Raw genomic sequence first — 19,496 nt, 5'->3', positions numbered from 1 at the left:
GAACGCGTTCATCCGAAGCGGGGCTTCCGCGAGAATTCGATCTCGCCCGTTGACGCGATAGCCCGCCCCGCGGCGCGTATTCGGAGCCCTTCCGGGATGTTTCCGGATTCTTTCCCGAATGTGTCTCCAATTAAGCATCAATATCGTAATTTCATAGCTCCACACTAACAAATATCGCTAAATCCAATGTGAACTCGCCGAGAGCGGGGATTTCGCCCCGCTGCGGGGATAGAGTGGCGCCATTGGGAGGCGCGAGACATTCGTGAGTCTTGGTCCCATGACAAAAAATATTTCTGGAGCTTTGCTCTTTTGTTTCTGGCGGCTTTAGTCGTCCGATAGCGAAATCCGGGTCTTTCCGGCGAATTGCTGCGAGGAATGAAACAAGCGGCGGACAGCGATGCAATCGATAGAAAGACTTCTACTCGAGAACAAGGTTTGGGCGGCGGAAACAAAGCAGCGAGACCCGAACTACTTCAAGGAAATGGCGCAGAACCAGAGCCCCGAGTTTCTCTGGATCGGCTGTTCGGACAGCCGCGTGTCCGCGGTCACGATCATGAACCTCAGGCCCGGTGAAATCTTCGTCCAGCGCAACATCGCCAATCAGATCATCGCAACGGACTTCAATTGTCTGAGCGTGATTCAATATGCGGTCCAGGTGCTGAAAGTGCGGGACGTGATCGTGTGCGGCCATTACAATTGCGGGGGCGTCAAAGCCGCGATGTCGCCTCAGGACCCGGAACTTTTGCTCGCCAACAAATGGCTGATGCACATCAAGGATCTATACAAGCTACACCGTGAAGAAATCGACGCGCTGCCGACCAGGAAGGAGCAACTTGAGCGTCTCGTGGAACTGAATGTTATCCATCAGGTCTACAACCTGTCTCATCTGTCGATCGTGCAGGACGCCTGGGAAAAGGACAGAAGCCCGACGATCCACGGTTGGGTCTACAGCATCAGCGACGGCATCCTTCAGCCGCTCATCACATTGCCGCCGGGCAGCGACATCGACGTAATCTTCAAGCAGAAGCGTGTGCGCAAGACGCCCGTCCCGGCGGGCTGACGCCGAACGGCGTCGAGGCGCAACCGCCGAACAGAAACGCCCGGCCGAAGCCGGGCGCGTGACTGAACCTCGGGAGAGAGGTCCGAAGCTCAGACGAACATTCCGAAGATGCCGGAAAGAATGGCGAAGACGATGACTGTCGCCGTGACGATGCCGACGTCGTTCGTGCCCCACATGGCGAGGATAAGACCCAGGACCGCTCCTGCCGCGCCGCAGATGTAGACGTTCGGCGTCATGGCGAAATCAAAGGAACGCATGCCGGTGTATTTGTCCTTCGGCATGCCGGGCTTGTCCATGTTCGAGTCGCTGCTGGACATATTGGATCCTCCTTCGGGACGCGCGCTCCACGGGCGGATTTCAAAGGGCGGAGCGACGAAAACTACGAGAGTCAAATTGGTCCTGTGGATGGGGTCCGAATAGACTGTTTGTGGTCAAAAGGGGGCCGTTCCTCGCCAAAGTGACTCGAACAAAGCGACGCTGGAGCTGCCGGAAACGTCGGCTTCGGCGCCTGGCCCCTGTCGGACGAAAAAAGCCGGTCGCATTTCCGCGACCGGCTGGAGGCCTTCCGAGGCTCGCTTTGGAGAGTTCAGCCCTCCACGTAAATCTTCGCGCCCTTCTCGAGAAACTCCGCGCTCTTTTCGGCCATCCCCTTCTCACGTTCAGCGATGGCGGCGGCCTCCTCCCGCAGGTCGCGCGTGATCTGCATGGAGCAGAACTTCGGCCCGCACATCGAGCAGAAATGCGCGACCTTGTGCGCCTCTTTGGGCATGGTCTCGTCGTGATATTCCCGCGCCGTGTCGGGATCGAGGCCGATGTCGAACTGATCGTTCCAGCGGAAATCGAAGCGCGCGCGGCTCATCGCGTCGTCGCGCTCACGCGCGGCCGGGTGACCCTTGGCGAGATCGGCGGCGTGGGCGGCGATGCGATAGGTGATGACGCCCGTCTTCACGTCGTCGCGGTCAGGCAGGCCGAGGTGCTCCTTCGGCGTGACATAGCAGAGCATCGCCGTGCCGAACCAGCCGATCATCGCCGCGCCAATGCCTGACGTAATGTGATCGTAGCCCGGCGCGATGTCGGTGACGAGCGGGCCGAGCGTGTAGAAAGGCGCCTCGCCGCAGGCCGCGAGCTGCTTGTCCATATTGGCCTTGATCTTGTGCATCGGCACATGGCCGGGGCCCTCGATCATGACCTGGCAGCCCTTGTCCCAGGCGATCTTCGTCAATTCGCCCAGCGTCTCCAATTCCGCAAATTGCGCCGCGTCATTGGCGTCGGCGTTGGAGCCGGGCCGAAGCCCGTCGCCGAGCGAGAAGGAGACGTCATACTTTCGCATGATGTCGCAGATCTCGTCGAAGCGCTCGTAGAGGAAGCTCTCCTTGTGCTTGGAGAGACACCAGCGCGCCATGATCGAGCCGCCGCGCGAGACGATGCCCGTGACGCGATTGGCCGTCAGCGGCACATAGGCGAGACGCACGCCAGCGTGGATGGTGAAGTAATCCACCCCCTGCTCCGCCTGCTCGACGAGCGTGTCCTTGAACACTTCCCAGTCGAGCTTGAGCGCGTCGCCGCCGACCTTCTCGAGCGCCTGATAGATCGGAACAGTGCCGATTGGCACGGAGGCGTTTCGGATGATCCAGTCGCGGATGTTGTGAATGTTGCGGCCGGTCGAGAGGTCCATGACCGTGTCGGCGCCCCAGCGGATCGCCCAGACCATCTTCTCGACTTCTTCCGCCACGGATGAGGTCACGGCTGAATTGCCGATGTTGGCGTTCACCTTCACGAGGAAGTTGCGGCCGATGATGACCGGCTCCAGCTCCGGGTGATTGATGTTCGCCGGAATGATCGCGCGGCCGCGCGCGATCTCGTCGCGCACGAATTCGGGCGTCACGAATTCGGGTATCGCGGCGCCGAAGCTCTCGCCGTCGGCGATGCGCTCTTTTGCGGCGTCGAAGGCGCGCTCGCGGCAGAGGTTCTCGCGATGCGCGACATAGATCATTTCTTCCGTGACGACGCCGGCGCGGGCAAATTCGAGTTGCGTGACGGGCGCCGATCCGGCGGCGCGATAGAGCGTGCGCTCGGCCGGGCACGGCGGCACGAGACGGTCGCCCTCGGCGAAGCCATTGTCCTCGGGCTTGATCGCGCGGCCCTGATAGGTCTCGAGCCCCGTGCGCGCTGCGAGCCACGGGCGCGCCGAAGGAAGGCCCGCCGAGAGGTCAGGCGTAAAGGCCTCGCATGTATATGGCCCCGACGGGTCATATACGCGCAGCGGCGGCTCGCCCGCGGACGGGTCCAGCGTGATTTCGCGACAGGGAACGCGAATGTCGTCGCGACCCGGGGGTGAGGAATAGATCTTGCGCGACTTGCCGATCGGGCCGGTGGTGACGCTCGCGGGCGTGCGTTTGTCGTGGATGTTCATGTCGCGCTCCTTCATCGCGCTCCTTAAAGGGGAGCGGACGTGTGGGCCGGGGCACGAAGCGCGGAATACGGGCCAGAGGACCGAAGCGGCCCTGAAACTGGCATTCCCTCCGCCGGCATGACCCGGATCAGGTTCGACGGGTGCTTCTCAGCCGCGAACGCGGCGCCCCTCGCCATTGGAAGGAAGGTAGCGTGTTAGCCCTTTTGTCGCAAGGTCGCCGCCCAAGTCGGGCAGTTCACAACATCGACGCGCGGAAGCGCTCGATGTCGCAAGAGATCCCGACGAGGGCGCGCAGGTCCAGCGGCTGAAAAAAGCGGCAAATGTTGAATGTCCGGAATGAAACCCCGGGGCTTTCCCCTGATGGGGTAAGCTGCTTTACATTTAGGATGATCCACTCCAATCCGGATACCGCATGACGCCGCGAAACTTCCAGGGTCTCACCTCCGGGGAAGCCGCTCGCCGCCTTGCGCAGTTCGGACCCAACGCCCCGCCCGAGGCGCCGCCGCTCGGTTTCTTCGCCATCGCGCTTCGCACGCTGAAAGAGCCGATGTTCGCGCTGCTCGTGGCGGCGGCGGCGCTGTATCTCTTCGTCGGAGACCTTGGCGAGGGCCTGTTCATGGTGGCCGGCGCGGCGGCGTCGATTTCGCTGGTCGTCGTGCAGGAGTTGCGCAGCGAGCGCGCGCTGAAGGCTTTGCAGCGGCTCGCCGAGCCAATGGCGCATTGTCTGCGCGACGGCGAGCAACGGCGGATCCCGGCGCGCGACCTCGTGCCGGGAGACGTCATTCTCGTCGGCGAGGGCGAGCGGCTTCCGGCCGACGGCGTCCTCCTTTCGGGAGACGCCCTCGTCATCGACGAGTCGATCCTCACGGGCGAGTCGGCGCCCGTCACCAAGACGCTCGCGGGCGACGGCGCGGAGCTGGCGTTTCCCGATCCCGGCGGCGATTACACGCCCTTTCTCTATGCCGGCTCGATGATCGTGCGCGGCTCCGGCGTCGCGGAAGTCGCGCGCACGGGAGCGCGCACGGCGGTTGGCGGACTCGGCGCCTCGCTCGCGGCGATACAGGGAGAGCCGAGCCCCCTGCAACGCCGCACCGGCGAACTGGTTGCGAAACTCGGCGTGTTCGCGCTGATTTTCTGTGGGATCGTCATCGTCGCCTACGGACTCGTGCATGGCGACTGGTTCGAGGGGGCCATTGCCGGGATCACGCTGGCGATCGGTTTGCTTCCCGAAGAGTTTCCGATGGTGCTGGCGATATTCCTCGCGCTCGGCGCCTTTCGCCTCGCGGGCCGCAACGTGCTCGTCCGTCGTTCCTCGGTGACGGAAACGCTCGGATCGACGTCGATCCTCTGCGTCGACAAGACCGGCACGCTCACGCAAAACCGCATGACCATCACGGCCCTTTCCACGGGCCACGGAATAAATCCCGTTCCGGAAGCTCCGTCCGCGGACGAACATCGCTTGTTGCGCGCGGCGCTGCGCGCGTGCTCGCAGAACCCGGTCGATCCGATGGATCGCGCGGTCCATGCGCTCGCGGCGAAACTCGGCGTAACAACCGCAGGAACGCCGATCGAGAGCTTCCCGATCAGGCCGGAGCTTCTGGCCTTCATCCAGTCCTGGCGGGTCGAGGATGGTGCGACGAAGGCCGCGAAGGGAGCGCCGGAGGCGATCCTCCGTCTGTCTCATTCAACGGACGACGAGCGCGCCCGTTACAAGACCGTCGTCGAGGAGATGGCGAGACGCGGCCTGCGGGTCCTCGCGGTCGCGCAAACGCAACCCGCGCCCGAGGACCGCCTAGAAGAGGCAAGCTTCGCCGTTCTCGGCCTTCTGGCCTTCGAAGACCCCGTTCGCGACGATGTTCCTCACGCCGTCGCCGCAGCGCGGCGCGCAGGCGTGGCCGTGGCGATGATCACCGGAGACTATCCCGCGACCGCTCTCGCCATCGCCCGTGAGGCGGGAATCGACGCGCAAGCCGGCTTTCTCACCGGCGCCGACATCGTCGACACGCCGGCCGAGCAACTGCCCGACAAGATCCGCGACATTCGCGTCTTCGCGCGCGTGACGCCGACGAGCAAGCTCGCGCTGGTCGAGGCGTTCAAGGATGACGGCCATATCGTCGCGATGACAGGCGACGGCGTAAACGACGGTCCGGCGCTCGCCGCCGCGCATATCGGCATCGCCATGGGCCAGCGCGGCTCGGACGTCGCGCGCGAGGCGGCGCATATTGTGCTGCTCGACGACAGATTCGCTTCCATCGTCGCGGGCGTTCAGCTCGGACGCCGCATATTCACCAATCTGCGCAAGGCGCTCACCTACGTCACCGCAATCCATGTGCCGATAGCCGGTCTCGCGCTGGCGCCAATCCTGATGGGACTGCCGCCGCTCCTGCTGCCGCCGCATGTGGTGCTGATGGAACTGATCATCGATCCCACCTGCTCGCTCGTCTTCGAGGCCGAGCCCGGCGAAACCGACGCCATGCTGAGGCCTCCGCGCCCGCGCAACGAGCCCCTCTTCGGAACGCGCGACCTGACTCTAGGCGCTGTACAGGGCTTCATCGTGTTCCTGGCCGTGATGAGCGTCTACGTCATCGACAATGGCTTCGGCGTGCCCGAGCCCGAGGCGCGCGGCCTCGCCTTTGCGACGCTCATTGTCGGCAATCTCACGCTTGCGCTTTCGAACGCCTTGCCAAAGGGCGTATCGCCCTTCGCCCGCGAGAACATTATTTTCTGGGTGGTCGCGGCAGCCGCTCTGTCCATCCTCGCAGCGGGGCTTTTCTTTCCGCCGCTGGCGGGGCTCTTGCGCTTTGAGCCGCCAGACGGCATCAGACTGGCGTTTGCAGCGCTGCTCGCCGTGAGCGCGGGCGGCTGGTATGGGATGTGGCGCCGCCTTATCGACTTCTGAGCGCGCGCATCGTAGGAGCCTTCATGACCGACGCTTCCGGCGTTGTTAACCGCAAGTCCATGGCGATCATCGTGTCGAAGGGCACGCTCGACTGGGCCTATCCGCCTTTCATTCTGGCGACGACCGCCGCTGCGATGGACATCGACGCGACGCTGTTCTTCACCTTCTACGGCCTCGGGCTCTTGAAGAAGAAGCTCGACCTCGAGGTTTCTCCGCTCGGAAATCCGGCGATGAAAATGCCGATGGCCGGCATGCATCTCGGCATGCCCAATCTCGTCGCCGCCCTGCCCGGCGTCACCGCGGGCGCGACGGCGATGATGAAGAACATGATCGAGAAGAAGGGCGTGGCGAGCATTGAGGAACTGCGCGACGTCGCGCTCGAAAGCGGCGTGAAGCTCGTCGCGTGCCAGATGACCATGGACCTCTTCGAGTTCAAAAAGGAGGACATGATCGACGGCGTCTCCTTCGGCGGAGCCGCGACCTATCTCGAACAGGCGGTCAAGGCCGACGTGAACCTTTTCATCTGAACGGACGAATCATGGCTGATAAAACTGTCGACGCGCGCGGGCTGAACTGCCCGCTCCCGATCCTTCGCGCCAAGAAGGCGCTGGCCGAAGTGCCTGTCGGCGGCGCGCTCGAAGTCCTGACGACCGACCCCGGCTCGGTCGCGGATTTCGCCGCCTTCGCCCGCCAGACCGGGAACGAACTCGTGACATCGGAGCGGGAAGCCGAGCATTACCGGTATGTTATCCGACGTACCGCGTAGCGTGTAAAAGCCGATGATTGCCTCAGTCGCCCACATAACGACTGTTGCAATAACGTAACGACCATCCGAATTTTTATCTTGAGCGCTGCCTTAGCCTGCCTGCGACAAGGCAAGTCTGTTAATTTTTCGAATATCGCAAAAGCGTTTCAACGCTGCGACGCGATTTTCGAGACCAGACCGGGCCGCTCCAGATGACCAAATATTATTTGCGCCGATTCGCATTCGCCGTGTCCGCGATCGTCTTCGGAGCCGTCTCGGCGGCCCATGCGGCCGACGGTTATTTCCTGATCGGCTATGGACCACGCGCAAAAGCGCTGGGCGGCGCCGGTGCCGCCGATCAGCGTGACGCCATGGCGCTGTCGACTAACCCAGCGAGCATCGTCGGTCTGGAGCGCCAGTTCCAGCTCGGCCTGACCGGCATCGTCGCCGATCGCGGCTACAAGACGACCGGAACGCCGCGCGTGCTCGCGCCCGGCGAAGTGCAGAGCGGCCGCCCCTGGTTCCCGGTGCCGAACAGCGGCTACGTCCAGCCGATCGACGCCAATTCCGCATGGAGCATCGTCAGCTACGCCAATGGCGGCATCAACACCGCCTATGACTGGGGTCATTACCGTGCACCCTTCGGCGGTCCGCTCGGCGGCGGCTTCGCGGGCGTCGATCTGCATCAGGGCTTCATGAGCGTCGGCTACGCTCGACGCTTCGCCACGCCCCTCGGCGCGATCTCCATCGGCTTCGCGCCGACCATCGCCGTGCAGATGATCAATGTGCAGGGCCTCAAAATGTTGTCGCCCCTTTCCTCCAACCCCTGGGAAATGTCGGACATGGCCTTCGACTGGTCATGGGGCGGCGGCGTGCATGCGGGTCTTCTGTGGAGCATCACCGACAAATTCCGCGTCGGCTTCTCCGGCTCGACGCCGATGTGGATGTCGCGCTTCGACAAATACGCCGGCCTCTTCGCGGACGCCGGACGCTTCGACATTCCCGCCAACATGCAGGCGGGCCTTGCCTACGACGTCCTGCCGAACCTCACGGTCATGATGGACTGGCGGCATATTTTCTACTCGGCCGTGCCGGCGCTCGGGAACCCGACGAATCCCACGCTCTATCGTTCGCTCGGCACGGGCTCGGGTCCGGGCTTCGACTGGACGGACGTAGACTCCGGCGCCATCGGCGTCGAGTGGCGCTATTCTCCGGCGCTGACCTTGCGCACCGGCTATCACTACAGCACCAATCCGCTGCGCTGGCGCTCCGTGACGGTCAACGCCCTGTCGCCGATCATTAATCGCCATCATGCGAGCGTCGGCGCGAATTATGTCGTCACGCCGAATTCATCCGTGGATTTCGCCTTCGTCTACGCCTTCAAGAACTCCTTCACCGGCATCGAATGGATTCCGGCGCAGCCGGGTCTGCCCTTCGGCGCGCCGAACCCGCGTGCGACAATTTCACCCTGGGTACAGGGTATGGAGTTCACATTAGGCTATAATTATAAATGGGATGCGGGTGATCATTCGCTGATCCCCACCCATTTCTAGCGTTGTGACAGCTCCCCGACGACCGATGTGGACGTCTGACTGGGCGCGCCTTCAGCAACTGGAGGCGCGCCCGTTTTTTCAACCGACGACGATATTGGGGGCCGCGCGCTGCTTTTGCGTCTCGAGCAGCGTTTTCACCTTTGCCGCAAGATTGAGATAGACCGCCGCCTGCGGGCTGTTCGGCTCGGCGCCGACCACAGGGCGACCGGAATCCGAAGTCTCGCGAATCTTGATGTCCAGCGGCGCCTCGCCGAGGAAGGGAACGCCCATCTTTTCGGCGTCGTGACGCGCGCCGCCATGCGCGAAAATCTCCGACCGGCCGCCGCAATGCGGGCACAGGAAATAGCTCATGTTCTCGATGATGCCGAGGACAGGGGCTTCGACCTTCTGGAACATGGCGACGGCGCGGCGGGCGTCGATCAGCGCCAGGTCCTGCGGCGTCGAGACGATCACCGCGCCGGCGAGCGGCACCTGCTGGGCGAGCGTCAACTGCACATCGCCGGTGCCCGGCGGCATGTCGACGACGAGCGCATCGAGTTCGCCCCACTTCACCTCGCCGAGCATCTGCGTCAGCGCCTGCGTCACCATTGGCCCGCGCCAGACCATGGGCACATTCTCGTCGACGAGCAGGCCCATCGACATGATCTTGATCCCGTAGGCTTCGAGCGGCACGAGCTTTCCGCCCTCGACCGCCGGTTTTTGCGAAAGGCCGAAGAGGCGCGGCATGGAGGGGCCGTAAATGTCGGCGTCGAGCAGGCCGACGCGCCAGCCCTGCGCCGCGAGGCCGAGCGCCAGATTGGCGGAGGTGGTGGATTTGCCGACCCCGCCCTTCCCCGAGGCGACGGCGATGATGAAGCGGATCTTCTCCAGCGCCGGCGCAAGGCCCTTGCGCGGGGGCGGCGCGGCGGGCGCTCCGTGAGAATGGCCGTGGTGGTCATGGGCGTGGCTGTGGCCAGCGGCGCGCGGGGCGCGTTCGGCCGTGAGCGTCACGACGGCCGCCTCGACGCCCGCAATGGCCTTCACCGCTGTTTCGGCGGCCTTGCGCGCAGCCTCCCAGGCCGCGCCCTGCGCCGGGTCGCCGGCCAGCGAGACAAAGGCTTTTGCGCCCGACAAGGTGATCCCGCTAACCGCGCCCGCGAGCGGCGCGCCGCCGGGCCCGTAAAGATTTTCAAGAGCTTTGAGGATGTCCGCTTCAGTCGCCACCGGTCGCTCCTTGTCAATTTAGAGTTATTCTAGACAAGGATATGCCGCTATTCGCGTCCCGCGTCCATGGGAAACGGCTATTTGGACGCCGAACAGCAGCGCCCTTCCGTCTGCACCGGCGGACACGGAACGTCGCCGTATGAACAGAACACGCAGCAGTCGCCCGTCTTCGGGGTGAGCCGCGCGCGGCAGGACGGGCACTCATGCACGACGACGCAGGCGTCCTGCGGCATGGTCAGGATTTCCGAGGCGCCGCAGTGGGGGCAGGTAAGCGTGGACTGCAGCTTCACGCGAACAACGCCATCGGATGTTCGATCAGCCGCTTGAACTCCGCCAGCAGCTCGGCCCCGAGCGCGCCGTCGATGGCGCGATGGTCACAGGACAGCGTCACGCTCATGATATTTGCGACCGCCGCCGCGCCGTCGCGAACGACCATGCGCTGCTCGCCCTTCCCTACCGCGAGGATCGTCGATTGCGGCGGGTTGATCACGGCGGAAAAGTTGCGAATGCCGTACATGCCAAGATTGGAGACCGCCGAGACCCCGCCCTCATACTCATGCGGCTTGAGCTTGCGGTCTCTCGCGCGCGCGGCGAGTTCGTTCACCTCTTCGGAAATCTCGCGCACCGTCTTCGCCTGAGCATTGCGCACGATGGGCGTAATCAGCCCGCCCGGGATCGCTACCGCAACACCGATGTCGGAGGCTTTGTGCTCGAGCATCGAGTCGGGCGTGAAGGTGACGTTGGCCTCAGGCAAGCGCTGCAGCGCCAGCGCCAGCGCCTTGATCACGTAATCGTTGATGGACGTCTTCCATTCCGGCGCGCCATCGGCGCCCTTGGGCGCGGCGGCGTTGAACTCCTCGCGCAACCGCAGCAGCGCGTCGATCTCGCAATCGACCTCGAGATAGAAATGCGGAACGGTCTGGATCGACTCCGTCAGCCGCCGCGCGATGGCCTTGCGCATCGAGTCGTGCGGAATTTCCTCGTAGGAGTCGATCTCGTAAAATTTGCGCGTCGTCCCGGCGGAGGGCGGCGCGGCGAGCGGAGCCGCCGGAGTGGTTGACGGAGCCTTTCGGGCGCCGCCGCCGGCAATCGCGTCCTTCACGTCACGCTCGATGATGCGGCCGTGCGGACCGGAGCCTTGTAGCCCCGCAATATCGAGCCCCGCCTCCTTCGCCAGACGGCGCGCCAGGGGCGACGCGAAGATGCGCGGCGCGCCGCTGTCGGGTGTTACGAGCGCCATCGTCATGTCCTGTAAAGAACCGCCTTCGCCGCCGCGATTACTTCCGCCACGCTGGGCAGCGCAAGCTTTTCGAGATTGGCGGCGTAAGGCATGGGCACGTCTTTTCCGGTGACGCGCATGACCGGCGCGTCGAGATAATCGAACGCCTCCTGCTGCACCCGCATGGCGATCTCCGCCGAGACGCCGCACTGCGCCCATCCCTCCTCGATCGCAACGCAGCGCCCGGTCTTCTTCACGGATTCTATGACTGTCGCGCTGTCCATCGGGCGCAACGTCCGCAGGTCGATGACCTCCGCCTCGATCCCATCCTTGGCGAGTTCATCGGCGGCGGCGAGCGCATAGGTCATGCCGATCGAGAAAGAGACGAGGGTCACGTCCTTGCCCGCGCGCGCGACGCGGGCCTTGCCGATCGGCAGGACGAAGTCCTCGATCGCGGGCACGTCGAAAGACTTGCCGTATAAAATCTCGTTCTCGAGGAACACGACGGGATTGTCGCTGCGGATCGCAGCCTTCAGCAGGCCCTTGGCGTCGCTGGCGTTGGACGGCGCGATGACGATCAGCCCCGGCACTTGCGAATACCAGGCCGAATAGTCCTGACTGTGCTGCGCTCCAACTCGCGCCGCTGCGCCATTTGGGCCGCGAAACACGATCGGGGAGCGTATTTGCCCGCCCGACATATAGAGAGTCTTGGCCGCCGAATTGACGATGTGATCGATGGCCTGCATCGAGAAATTGAAGGTCATGAATTCGACGATCGGCCGCAGCCCAGCGAATGCGGCGCCGACGCCGATGCCGGCGAAGCCATATTCGGTGATCGGCGTATCTACGACGCGCCTGGGGCCGAACTCCTGCAAGAGGCCTTGGGTGACCTTGTAGGCGCCCTGATATTCGGCAACCTCCTCGCCCATAACGAACACATTGGGATCCCGGCGCATCTCTTCCGCCATGGCGTCGCGCAGAGCTTCGCGCATCGTCATGGCGATCATCGTCGTGCCCGCGGGAACCTCCGGCTCGCCGCTCACTTTCGGCGAGGGCGCGATCGTGGTCTGCGCCGGCTTCGGCGGCGCGGCGGCCTCGGCTTCCTCCTTGCGCTGCGCCTTGTCCTCCTCGCCGAATGGCGGCGGCGCGGGCATTTCGATGGTCGACGCGTCCTCGCCCTCGCCCGCGATCACCGCGATCGGCGTGTTGACGGCGACGTTCTCCGTCCCGCCCGGCACGAGGATGCGCGCGAGCACGCCTTCATCGACCGCCTCGACCTCCATTGTCGCCTTGTCGGTCTCGATCTCGGCGATAACGTCGCCGGCTTTAACCTCGTCGCCCTCGCTCTTCAGCCATTTCGCGAGCTTGCCCTGCTCCATCGTGGGCGAGAGGGCGGGCATGAGCACGTTGACAGTCATCCGATCACTTCCTCACGCCACCACATCGGTCCAGAGTTCACCGGGATCTGGCTCTTTTTCGCTCACCGCAAAATCAGCCGCCTCTGCGACGATCTTGCGAACCGCGGCGTCGATCTTCTTCAATTCGTCCTCGCTCACGCCGTCGGCCAGGAGGCGGATGCGCACCTGCTCGATCGGATCGTGCTCCTCGCGCATTTTCTGGACTTCTTCCTTGGAGCGATATTTCGCCGGGTCCGACATGGAGTGGCCGCGATAGCGGTATGTCTGCACCTCCAAAAGATAGGGGCCGTTGCCCTTACGGCACCAGTCGAGCGCTTCCGCGGCCGCCGCTCGCACGACGCGCACGTCCATGCCGTCGATCTGCTTTCCGGGAATTGCGAAGGCGGCGCCGCGCCTCGAAAAGTCCTTCTGCGCGGAAGCGCGGGCGATCGAGGTGCCCATGGCGTAGCGATTGTTTTCGACGATGAAGAGAACGGGAAGCTTCCACAGCGCCGCCATATTGAAGGTTTCGTAAACCTGCCCCTGATTGGCGGCGCCCTCTCCAAAGAATGTCAACGAAACCCTGTCTTCTCCGCGATAGGCGTTGGCGAAGGCGATCCCCGCGCCAATCGGCGCGGGCGCGCCGACGATGCCGTGCCCGCCGAAGAAATTCTTCTCCAGCGAGAACATGTGCATGGAGCCGCCCTTGCCCTTCGAGTAGCCGCCGCGTTTGCCGGCGAGCTCCGCCATGACGCCCTTGGGGTCCATGCCGCTCGCAAGCATGTGTCCGTGGTCGCGATAGCTCGTGGTGAACTGGTCGCCCTCGCGCGCAGCCATCTTCACGCCGACGACGACCGCCTCCTGCCCGATGTACAAATGGCAGAAGCCTGCGATGACGCCCATGCCGTAAAGCTGGCCGGCTTTCTCCTCGAATCGGCGGATGAGCAGCATTTCACGAAACGCCGCGAGCTCCTCGTCGCGCGTGAAATCCGGTATTGGCTGGGGTGCGCTAGCGCCGTTGCTATCGTTCGCCATCGGCTGTTTCAGGCCTCCCGTCCGTCGCTTCGAGATCGGCCGCGACAATACCAAAGTTCCGCATTGAACACGAGTGCGCCCGCCAATCTTTAATGCTCAGCGGCTGTCGAGCTGCGACTGCAATTCTTCTGCGAAGGCGGTAATCCGCCGCGCGTTCGCGCCGAAATCATGTCGGCCATAGCGGGAGGCGGAGCGCAGGTCGATGCGCGTCTGCCCTCCCGGCAGGGGCTTCAGGCGCACCGTAATATCCTCGTCGAATCCGAGGACGAGCGTTCGGTCGAGAAAATCAAGATGCCCTTCGCCGGTCCGGCCGCCCGCAGCGCGCTGGTCGATGGGTTTCCAGCCGACCGCCTTGGCGGTCTTTTGCACCAGCGCGAACGCCTCGTCTGCGTCGAGATCCACGACGATCGGCTCGACGTCAGGATAGGCGGAGCGCTGGGCCTCGCGCGCCTTCGCCGGCAAGCCCGGCGGCTGAAAGCCCTTCCGCGCCTGATAGGCCGCGCTCGAAAGCGAGAAATAGGGTGGATTGGCGATGTCGGTCGAAATATCCGACAGCACCGGCAGACGCATCGCCTCGACGGCGAGATAGGCGGGATAAGCGAGCGTCAGGCAGGCGATGAAGGCCGCGCCGACAGCGGCCCCGACCCCTCGGCGCCCGGTTCGCCAGATGACGTAGCAGGCCGCGCAGAACAGCAGCAGCGAGATGAGCGCCAGCGCCATCGCCGACCCAAGCGCCGCGAGCGCCGAGGGCGGCTCGATGACGTGCAGGCGCGCGAGTATGATCGACATAACCGCCACCGTCGCCGCGAAAATGGCGACGCTGCGGCTCCACAGCGCGGCCTGCGACCATGGCTCCTGCGGTAGTTGTCGGCGCATTCGTCAAAAGCCTCGGGAAGCTCGAGCGCCGCGCTTTTGCGCGACGCCGGCCCGCATTTTTCGCAAATGCGGGAGGAATTGCAACGCCGGAGCGCGGCCGCCAAAAATCGGGAGAACAAAGCGGTAACGCATTTGGCGCGATTAGCACATCATTAACGCGATAAGGACAAATTCGCCTGAAACATTCGCTCCGCGTTATCCGTCACGAGTAACAGAGGCCGCCATGACCGACCAGTTTTCAGTAGAGTTCGACCAGTCCCCGTCGGGTGGCCACCCCCACGATCTCCTCGCGCGCCTCTATCGCGAAATCGGCATCTCCGCCGTCGCGGCCGCGCTCGAAGTCTCGCAATTTCCTCAAAAGCCGGTTGAAGAGCCGGTAAGCCTCGACGATCGCCGCGTTCCGCCGGTTCTGCTGGGCGATCATCTCGCCGCCTGATAGAACGCCTCCTGCCCCGCGCACGGCACAGGCCGCGCCGGCCAGGGATGGGACATGATCAGCCGACGCGATTTCCTGCGCTGGCCGGGCGGGCTTGCGCTCGCCGGGTTGGGAGCCTACTCGGTCCTCATCGAACCGGGCTTCATGCTCGACGTGACGCGCTACCGCGTCACGCCCAAGGGTTGGCCGCATGGGCTGCGGCTGCGCATCGCGGTCATCACCGACCTCCACGCCTGCGAGCCATGGATGCCCGTCTCGCGCATTCGCGAGATCGCACGGGTCGCCAACGCGCTTTCGCCAGACCTTGTCGCGCTGCTCGGCGATTTCGCCGCCGGCACGCATTTGACGACGGGACCCGTCACGCCCCAGCAATGGGGCGAAGCGCTCTCCGAACTGAAGGCGCCGCTGGGCGTCCATGCCGTGCTCGGCAATCACGACTGGTGGCATGGGCCATTGCCGAGCGATCGACCCGACGAAGCCGAAAGCGTTCGTCGCGCGCTGAAGCAGATGGGCGCGCGCGTCTACGAGAACGATGCGCTGCGCCTCACAAAGGATGGTCAACCGTTCTGGTTGCTCGGCCTCGGCGACCAGATGGCGTTTTATCTGGGCGGGAAGATCGGCTGGAAAGGCCACGACAATCTCGACGCGACGCTCGGCCTGCTTACGGACGACGCGCCCGCGATCATGCTGGCGCATGAACCCTTCATTTTCTCCCGCACGCCGAAGCGTGTGGCGCTGACGCTCTGCGGCCATACGCATGGCGGGCAGGTCAACCTGCCCTTCGCGGGGCCGATCGTCGCCGAACTGCGCTGGCGCACCAAGAACATCTACGGGCATTTCATCGAGGACGACCGCCATCTGGTGATCTCGGGCGGGCTTGGCGAGTCGATCCTGCCCGTGCGCTTCATGCGCCCACCGGAAATCGTGGAAGTGACGGTGGAGGCGGCCTGAGGCTCGACGCCCTATATGGAGCGCGTGAGAGGACGACGGCCATGCGCGGAATAGTGATGATATGCGCCCTGATGAGCGCTTCCCTCGCGATCGACGAAGAAGCTTTCGCGAGCCAGAAGCGCCTCTATCGCGGTCAGGCGCAGACGGGGCGGATTGCGCCCGCCGGTCCGGCGGATGACGGCTATTTCTCGAACTATCTCACCGGGCCGGGCGGGACCAGAACTCCCATCATGGATTATCCCGGCTCGGCGACTGTCATCACGCGCAAGATGATGGACGACATCAACGCCCGAAATATCTGCGATGCGCTGCGTTACGCGCCGGGGGTAACCGTCTCGGGTTGCTGGTGAAGAAAAAAAGCGCGGCGAACCGCGCTTTTTCCAGATTGCATGTGTGGGAGCCGATCACTCGATGATGCTGGCCACGACGCCGGCGCCGACGGTGCGGCCGCCTTCGCGGATGGCGAAGCGCAGCTTCTCTTCCATCGCGATCGGAACGATCAGCGCGACTTCCATCGTCACATTGTCGCCCGGCATGACCATCTCGACGCCCTCGGGAAGCGTCACGATGCCCGTCACGTCCGTCGTGCGGAAGTAGAACTGCGGACGATAGTTCGTGAAGAACGGCGTATGACGGCCGCCCTCTTCCTTCGTCAGGATGTAGGCCTCGGCCTTGAACTTCGTATGCGGCTTGACCGAACCCGGCTTGCACAGCACCTGGCCGCGCTCCACGTCCTCGCGCTTCGTGCCGCGCAGCAGGCAGCCCACGTTGTCGCCAGCCTCGCCCTGGTCGAGCAGCTTGCGGAACATCTCCACGCCCGTGACCGTCGACTTCACCGTCGGACGGATGCCGACGATCTCCACTTCCTCGCCGACCTTGATCACGCCGCGCTCGATGCGGCCCGTCACAACCGTGCCGCGGCCCGATATCGAGAACACGTCCTCGACCGGCATCAGGAACGGCTGATCCTTCGGACGCTCCGGCTGCGGAATGTAGCGGTCGACTTCCTGCATCAGCTTCAGGATCGCGTCATGGCCGATCTCCGGGTTCTTCGACTCCAGAGCGCACAGCGCCGAGCCCTTCACGATCGGAATGTCGTCGCCGGGGAAGTCATACTTCGACAGAAGCTCGCGGACCTCGAGCTCGACGAGCTCCAGAAGCTCCGGATCGTCGACCATGTCGACCTTGTTCAGGAACACCACCAATGCCGGCACGCCCACCTGGCGGGCCAGAAGGATGTGCTCGCGCGTCTGCGGCATCGGGCCGTCGGCCGCCGAAACCACAAGAATTGCGCCGTCCATCTGCGCCGCGCCGGTGATCATGTTCTTCACATAGTCGGCGTGGCCGGGGCAGTCGACGTGCGCGTAATGGCGGTTCTGCGTCTCATATTCGACATGCGCCGTCGAAATCGTGATGCCGCGAGCCTTCTCTTCCGGAGCCTTGTCGATCTGGTCGTAGGCCGTAAATGTCGCGCCGCCCGTCTCCGCAAGAACCTTCGTGATCGCCGCCGTCAACGACGTCTTGCCATGGTCGACGTGTCCAATCGTCCCGATGTTGCAGTGCGGCTTCGTGCGCGAGAATTTTTCCTTGGCCATGGTCCCGTTCCGGTTAGACGCGAAGTCTCAGACGCTTCAGCGCGGCGAGCCTTTAAGGCGGATGGAGAGAATCCGCAAGGGGCATCGCCCACTTTCAGGGAAACCCGCCTGGCGGGCAATGCGCGGAAAGAGGCTACCTGCATCCCTTCTTGCAGCGCACGCCATTGATTTGTGGATCAGTTTCGCCTGCGGTCATCACATCGACGACGACCCCCTTCCGCTTCCAGCGGAAGATGCAATTTCCCAGAACCGTGCCCGCGCAATCCACTGTCTCCGGACGCCCTTCGCAGCGTTCGTCGCCCGGCGGGCATTTAAAGCCGGGGTCCGGCTGATGAACCGGCTTCCAGCCGCCCTTCAACAAAATCTTGCGCGCTGCGGAATAGGACCCGCTGTGAGGGACGCCTGCCGGAGCCTTGGCCATGGCGACAGGAACCAGAGCGAGCGCGGCGGCGCAGACGACTGCGACGGCAAAGGTTTTCATGTCTCAAACGCCCTTGATGCAATTGAAAATTCCGATGATTGTCAACGCATGTAGCGTCTTCGACGCGTGGGGCAATTCCGTCATCGTCGAGATCATCTCCGCTGGCGCCGGGCGCGCTTGCGCCCTATCGTCTACAACAGTTTGCAATGCAGCAGCGCGAGACCTCGAATTCGGTCAGGCGATTTTTTGAAAGGGGATTGTCCAATGGACTCCAATCCGAGGCGCAATATCGCGGCAATCGCGCTCTTCTGGATTTTTCTCGTCCTTTGCGTCGGCGTCCTCGGCGTCGGATGGAGTCTGAACAATCTCCCCGCCGAGGACCAAACCCGCGTCTATCTTGCGGACCTGCATGTGTCGCTCGGCCTCTCGGCGGCGATTCTGCTTCTTGCGCAGTTTCTGCTCGGCGCGGCGCTCCTGCTCGCTGGCGCATTCGAGATTCGTAGCGGACGGCAGACCGTGGCGCTCTGGCTGCGTCGGCTGATTTATGTCGCATTCCTCGCGCTGGCGATTTCTGGAGCGCTCGCCCTGGCCTATCGCGGAGAACAGATCTTCTTTTGGGCTTATCCGCTGCCCTACTGGAATGGCGGCGACCGGTTGCTGGCGGATCTGCTGAAGACCATTCATGGCTACGCGGCCTATGCGCTGGCCGGCCTGATCATCGCCTATGTCGCCTTCACCCTCTTCGACCGGTTCGCCCCCGCGGCTCCTGCCGACTCGCGGGCGGTCGAGGTTCCCGCTCCGACGACCATCGCCGCCATGATCGCGGACGGTCTGTCGCACAGCTTCGGCTTCTTCGGCGCCACAGCCTTCTGGTTGCAGCTATTGCTCGGCGTCGTTTCAGCCGTGCTTCTTGTCTTCGGATATGTCGGACATACGGTCAGTCCCGACGCCTCCGGTTTCGGGGATGCGATCTACTGGGCGACGGCGGCCATTGGGCTTCTGGCGCTGACGACGATTTTTTCATTTTATTACATGAAGACGGCGGCGCGGATAAGGAACCGGCCGGAACATTACCTCTCCCACCAGAGAGGCATGTCCTTCTGGTTCGTCGGCAGCGGCGGCTTCATCAATGTCCTCGGCGCGCTCGCGTCCTTTGTGGGCGTCGGACTGAGCGTCGCCCTTCTCATTGGCAAGACGGTGTCGCAACCGCCGGGCATAGCGATCACCGATCCGGTGAAGATCATCCGCGCGCTCGACGTCTTCGTCCTGCTGGTGAATTTCAGCCTGCTGTTCGCTCATTTCGTTGGCCTCGGCGTCGCCGCCTGGCTGATGATCAGCGCGCTGAAATCTCGCCATCAATACGTTGTCGCCACGGAAGCGGGGAAGTAAGGCTTTAGCGATCGAGGCGGACGCGCCTACCGCATCTCGCACCGCACGCGCGCATATTCGCCTTCCTTCACGCCGGTCTCGCCGGCAAGCAGCGCCGCATATTGGCTCGGGACGCCGCACATGACGCTTTCGACCCTCTGCCGGATCACGGCGCGCGCAGTCGCGTCGTTGCAGTTCTCCCGCGCGATCGAAATCGAACAAATGTAGAGGATGACCAGCATGCGGCCTGCCCTCGAATTGACGCCGAGCCCTTGCCTCAGGCGCGAAAGATTACACTTCCCATAGAGATGCAGCCGTCGGACCG

At 63.7% G+C, this 19,496-nt stretch carries 20 protein-coding genes and 1 riboswitch; of the genes, 9 read left to right on the top strand and 11 right to left on the bottom strand.

The window, feature by feature from the left end:
• Positions 1-397: 397 nt before the first annotated feature.
• A complete protein-coding gene (locus tag LG047_RS00985; RefSeq protein WP_227964596.1) occupies positions 398-1,060 on the top strand; it encodes a carbonic anhydrase in 663 nt (220 codons plus the stop codon).
• Positions 1,061-1,149: 89 nt separating this feature from the next.
• Here the strand turns inward: LG047_RS00985 and LG047_RS00980 are convergent, their stop codons facing one another.
• A complete protein-coding gene (locus tag LG047_RS00980) occupies positions 1,150-1,377 on the bottom strand; it encodes a hypothetical protein (RefSeq protein WP_144259479.1) in 228 nt (75 codons plus the stop codon).
• 269 nt (positions 1,378-1,646) lie between these two features.
• Positions 1,647-3,473, bottom strand: a complete 1,827-nt coding sequence (thiC, locus tag LG047_RS00975) for a phosphomethylpyrimidine synthase ThiC (RefSeq protein WP_227964594.1) — start codon at positions 3,471-3,473, stop codon at positions 1,647-1,649.
• An 86-nt stretch (positions 3,474-3,559) separates the two neighbouring features.
• Positions 3,560-3,653: riboswitch (TPP riboswitch) on the bottom strand.
• A 232-nt stretch (positions 3,654-3,885) separates the two neighbouring features.
• On the opposite strand from thiC, the gene LG047_RS00970 reads away from it, so the two are divergent.
• The 4 genes from LG047_RS00970 (at position 3,886) to LG047_RS00955 (ending at position 8,670) form a co-directional block, all read left to right on the top strand.
• Positions 3,886-6,372, top strand: coding sequence for a cation-translocating P-type ATPase (locus LG047_RS00970; RefSeq protein ID WP_227964592.1), 2,487 nt, complete (start codon positions 3,886-3,888; stop codon positions 6,370-6,372).
• A gap of 23 nt (positions 6,373-6,395) precedes the next feature.
• Positions 6,396-6,899 (top strand): DsrE/DsrF/DrsH-like family protein, encoded by a 504-nt coding sequence (locus LG047_RS00965; RefSeq protein ID WP_227964589.1) that lies wholly within the window; start codon positions 6,396-6,398, stop codon positions 6,897-6,899.
• 11 nt (positions 6,900-6,910) lie between these two features.
• Complete coding sequence (locus tag LG047_RS00960; protein WP_036281254.1) at positions 6,911-7,138, top strand: sulfurtransferase TusA family protein; 228 nt, start codon at positions 6,911-6,913, stop codon at positions 7,136-7,138.
• Positions 7,139-7,329: 191 nt separating this feature from the next.
• The gene (locus LG047_RS00955) at positions 7,330-8,670 is read left to right on the top strand and encodes an OmpP1/FadL family transporter (RefSeq protein ID WP_227964587.1); all 1,341 of its coding nucleotides are present in this window, start codon (positions 7,330-7,332) and stop codon (positions 8,668-8,670) included.
• Between the two features lie 78 nt (positions 8,671-8,748).
• On the opposite strand, the gene LG047_RS00950 is transcribed toward LG047_RS00955, so the two are convergent.
• The 6 genes from LG047_RS00950 to LG047_RS00925 form a co-directional block, all read right to left on the bottom strand.
• The gene (locus tag LG047_RS00950; protein WP_036281250.1) at positions 8,749-9,873 is read right to left on the bottom strand and encodes an Mrp/NBP35 family ATP-binding protein; all 1,125 of its coding nucleotides are present in this window, start codon (positions 9,871-9,873) and stop codon (positions 8,749-8,751) included.
• A gap of 77 nt (positions 9,874-9,950) precedes the next feature.
• The gene (locus LG047_RS00945) at positions 9,951-10,163 is read right to left on the bottom strand and encodes a GDCCVxC domain-containing (seleno)protein (RefSeq protein WP_084678907.1); all 213 of its coding nucleotides are present in this window, start codon (positions 10,161-10,163) and stop codon (positions 9,951-9,953) included.
• Positions 10,160-11,113, bottom strand: coding sequence for a 2-oxo acid dehydrogenase subunit E2 (locus tag LG047_RS00940; RefSeq protein WP_370634958.1), 954 nt, complete (start codon positions 11,111-11,113; stop codon positions 10,160-10,162). The genes LG047_RS00945 and LG047_RS00940 overlap by 4 nt, the downstream gene beginning before the upstream one ends.
• Before the next feature lie 2 nt (positions 11,114-11,115).
• Positions 11,116-12,510 carry a pyruvate dehydrogenase complex E1 component subunit beta gene (locus LG047_RS00935; protein ID WP_227964585.1) on the bottom strand — a complete coding sequence of 465 codons (1,395 nt, stop codon included), beginning with the start codon at positions 12,508-12,510 and terminating at the stop codon, positions 11,116-11,118.
• A gap of 12 nt (positions 12,511-12,522) precedes the next feature.
• On the bottom strand, positions 12,523-13,524 hold the full coding sequence (pdhA, locus tag LG047_RS00930) for a pyruvate dehydrogenase (acetyl-transferring) E1 component subunit alpha (RefSeq protein ID WP_227964584.1): 1,002 nt from the start codon (positions 13,522-13,524) through the stop codon (positions 12,523-12,525).
• A gap of 96 nt (positions 13,525-13,620) precedes the next feature.
• A complete protein-coding gene (locus LG047_RS00925; RefSeq protein WP_227964582.1) occupies positions 13,621-14,400 on the bottom strand; it encodes a DUF1499 domain-containing protein in 780 nt (259 codons plus the stop codon).
• 223 nt (positions 14,401-14,623) lie between these two features.
• On the opposite strand from LG047_RS00925, the gene LG047_RS00920 reads away from it, so the two are divergent.
• From LG047_RS00920 to LG047_RS00910, 3 genes are all read left to right on the top strand, one after another.
• On the top strand, positions 14,624-14,836 hold the full coding sequence (locus LG047_RS00920) for a hypothetical protein (protein ID WP_036281242.1): 213 nt from the start codon (positions 14,624-14,626) through the stop codon (positions 14,834-14,836).
• 54 nt (positions 14,837-14,890) lie between these two features.
• Complete coding sequence (locus LG047_RS00915; protein ID WP_036281240.1) at positions 14,891-15,787, top strand: metallophosphoesterase; 897 nt, start codon at positions 14,891-14,893, stop codon at positions 15,785-15,787.
• A gap of 71 nt (positions 15,788-15,858) precedes the next feature.
• Positions 15,859-16,137: a TonB-dependent receptor plug domain-containing protein gene (locus tag LG047_RS00910; RefSeq protein WP_227964579.1), complete on the top strand. Its 279-nt coding sequence runs from the start codon at positions 15,859-15,861 to the stop codon at positions 16,135-16,137.
• A 54-nt stretch (positions 16,138-16,191) separates the two neighbouring features.
• Here LG047_RS00910 and tuf read toward each other — a convergent pair whose 3' ends face one another.
• Both tuf and LG047_RS00900 read right to left on the bottom strand, forming a co-directional pair.
• On the bottom strand, positions 16,192-17,382 hold the full coding sequence (gene tuf / locus LG047_RS00905) for an elongation factor Tu (RefSeq protein WP_036281236.1): 1,191 nt from the start codon (positions 17,380-17,382) through the stop codon (positions 16,192-16,194).
• A gap of 133 nt (positions 17,383-17,515) precedes the next feature.
• A complete protein-coding gene (locus tag LG047_RS00900) occupies positions 17,516-17,863 on the bottom strand; it encodes a hypothetical protein (protein ID WP_227964577.1) in 348 nt (115 codons plus the stop codon).
• 204 nt (positions 17,864-18,067) lie between these two features.
• On the opposite strand from LG047_RS00900, the gene LG047_RS00895 reads away from it, so the two are divergent.
• Positions 18,068-19,192: a DUF3611 family protein gene (locus LG047_RS00895; RefSeq protein WP_227964574.1), complete on the top strand. Its 1,125-nt coding sequence runs from the start codon at positions 18,068-18,070 to the stop codon at positions 19,190-19,192.
• 26 nt (positions 19,193-19,218) lie between these two features.
• Here LG047_RS00895 and LG047_RS00890 read toward each other — a convergent pair whose 3' ends face one another.
• A complete protein-coding gene (locus tag LG047_RS00890) occupies positions 19,219-19,413 on the bottom strand; it encodes a hypothetical protein (protein ID WP_036281232.1) in 195 nt (64 codons plus the stop codon).
• Positions 19,414-19,496 lie beyond the last annotated feature (83 nt).

Source organism: Methylocystis sp. WRRC1, from assembly GCF_020733155.1.
In the GTDB taxonomy this organism is placed as follows: domain Bacteria; phylum Pseudomonadota; class Alphaproteobacteria; order Rhizobiales; family Beijerinckiaceae; genus Methylocystis.
This window is presented reverse-complemented; position numbering and strand designations above follow the sequence as displayed.

Excerpts from the sequence above, each read along its gene's own strand:
- thiC (WP_227964594.1), bottom strand. The coding sequence starts at position 3,473 with ATGAACATCCACGACAAACGCACGCCCGCGAGCGTCACCACCGGCCCG.
- LG047_RS00955 (WP_227964587.1), top strand. The coding sequence starts at position 7,330 with ATGACCAAATATTATTTGCGCCGATTCGCATTCGCCGTGTCCGCGATC.
- LG047_RS00910 (WP_227964579.1), top strand. The coding sequence starts at position 15,859 with ATGAGCGCTTCCCTCGCGATCGACGAAGAAGCTTTCGCGAGCCAGAAG.
- LG047_RS00925 (WP_227964582.1), bottom strand. The coding sequence starts at position 14,400 with ATGCGCCGACAACTACCGCAGGAGCCATGGTCGCAGGCCGCGCTGTGG.
- LG047_RS00965 (WP_227964589.1), top strand. The coding sequence starts at position 6,396 with ATGACCGACGCTTCCGGCGTTGTTAACCGCAAGTCCATGGCGATCATC.
- LG047_RS00985 (WP_227964596.1), top strand. The coding sequence starts at position 398 with ATGCAATCGATAGAAAGACTTCTACTCGAGAACAAGGTTTGGGCGGCG.
- LG047_RS00895 (WP_227964574.1), top strand. The coding sequence starts at position 18,068 with ATGGACTCCAATCCGAGGCGCAATATCGCGGCAATCGCGCTCTTCTGG.
- LG047_RS00960 (WP_036281254.1), top strand. The coding sequence starts at position 6,911 with ATGGCTGATAAAACTGTCGACGCGCGCGGGCTGAACTGCCCGCTCCCG.
- pdhA (WP_227964584.1), bottom strand. The coding sequence starts at position 13,524 with ATGGCGAACGATAGCAACGGCGCTAGCGCACCCCAGCCAATACCGGAT.
- LG047_RS00920 (WP_036281242.1), top strand. The coding sequence starts at position 14,624 with ATGACCGACCAGTTTTCAGTAGAGTTCGACCAGTCCCCGTCGGGTGGC.
- LG047_RS00940 (WP_370634958.1), bottom strand. The coding sequence starts at position 11,113 with ATGGCGCTCGTAACACCCGACAGCGGCGCGCCGCGCATCTTCGCGTCG.
- LG047_RS00890 (WP_036281232.1), bottom strand. The coding sequence starts at position 19,413 with ATGCTGGTCATCCTCTACATTTGTTCGATTTCGATCGCGCGGGAGAAC.
- LG047_RS00970 (WP_227964592.1), top strand. The coding sequence starts at position 3,886 with ATGACGCCGCGAAACTTCCAGGGTCTCACCTCCGGGGAAGCCGCTCGC.
- LG047_RS00935 (WP_227964585.1), bottom strand. The coding sequence starts at position 12,510 with ATGACTGTCAACGTGCTCATGCCCGCCCTCTCGCCCACGATGGAGCAG.
- tuf (WP_036281236.1), bottom strand. The coding sequence starts at position 17,382 with ATGGCCAAGGAAAAATTCTCGCGCACGAAGCCGCACTGCAACATCGGG.
- LG047_RS00900 (WP_227964577.1), bottom strand. The coding sequence starts at position 17,863 with ATGAAAACCTTTGCCGTCGCAGTCGTCTGCGCCGCCGCGCTCGCTCTG.
- LG047_RS00915 (WP_036281240.1), top strand. The coding sequence starts at position 14,891 with ATGATCAGCCGACGCGATTTCCTGCGCTGGCCGGGCGGGCTTGCGCTC.
- LG047_RS00980 (WP_144259479.1), bottom strand. The coding sequence starts at position 1,377 with ATGTCCAGCAGCGACTCGAACATGGACAAGCCCGGCATGCCGAAGGAC.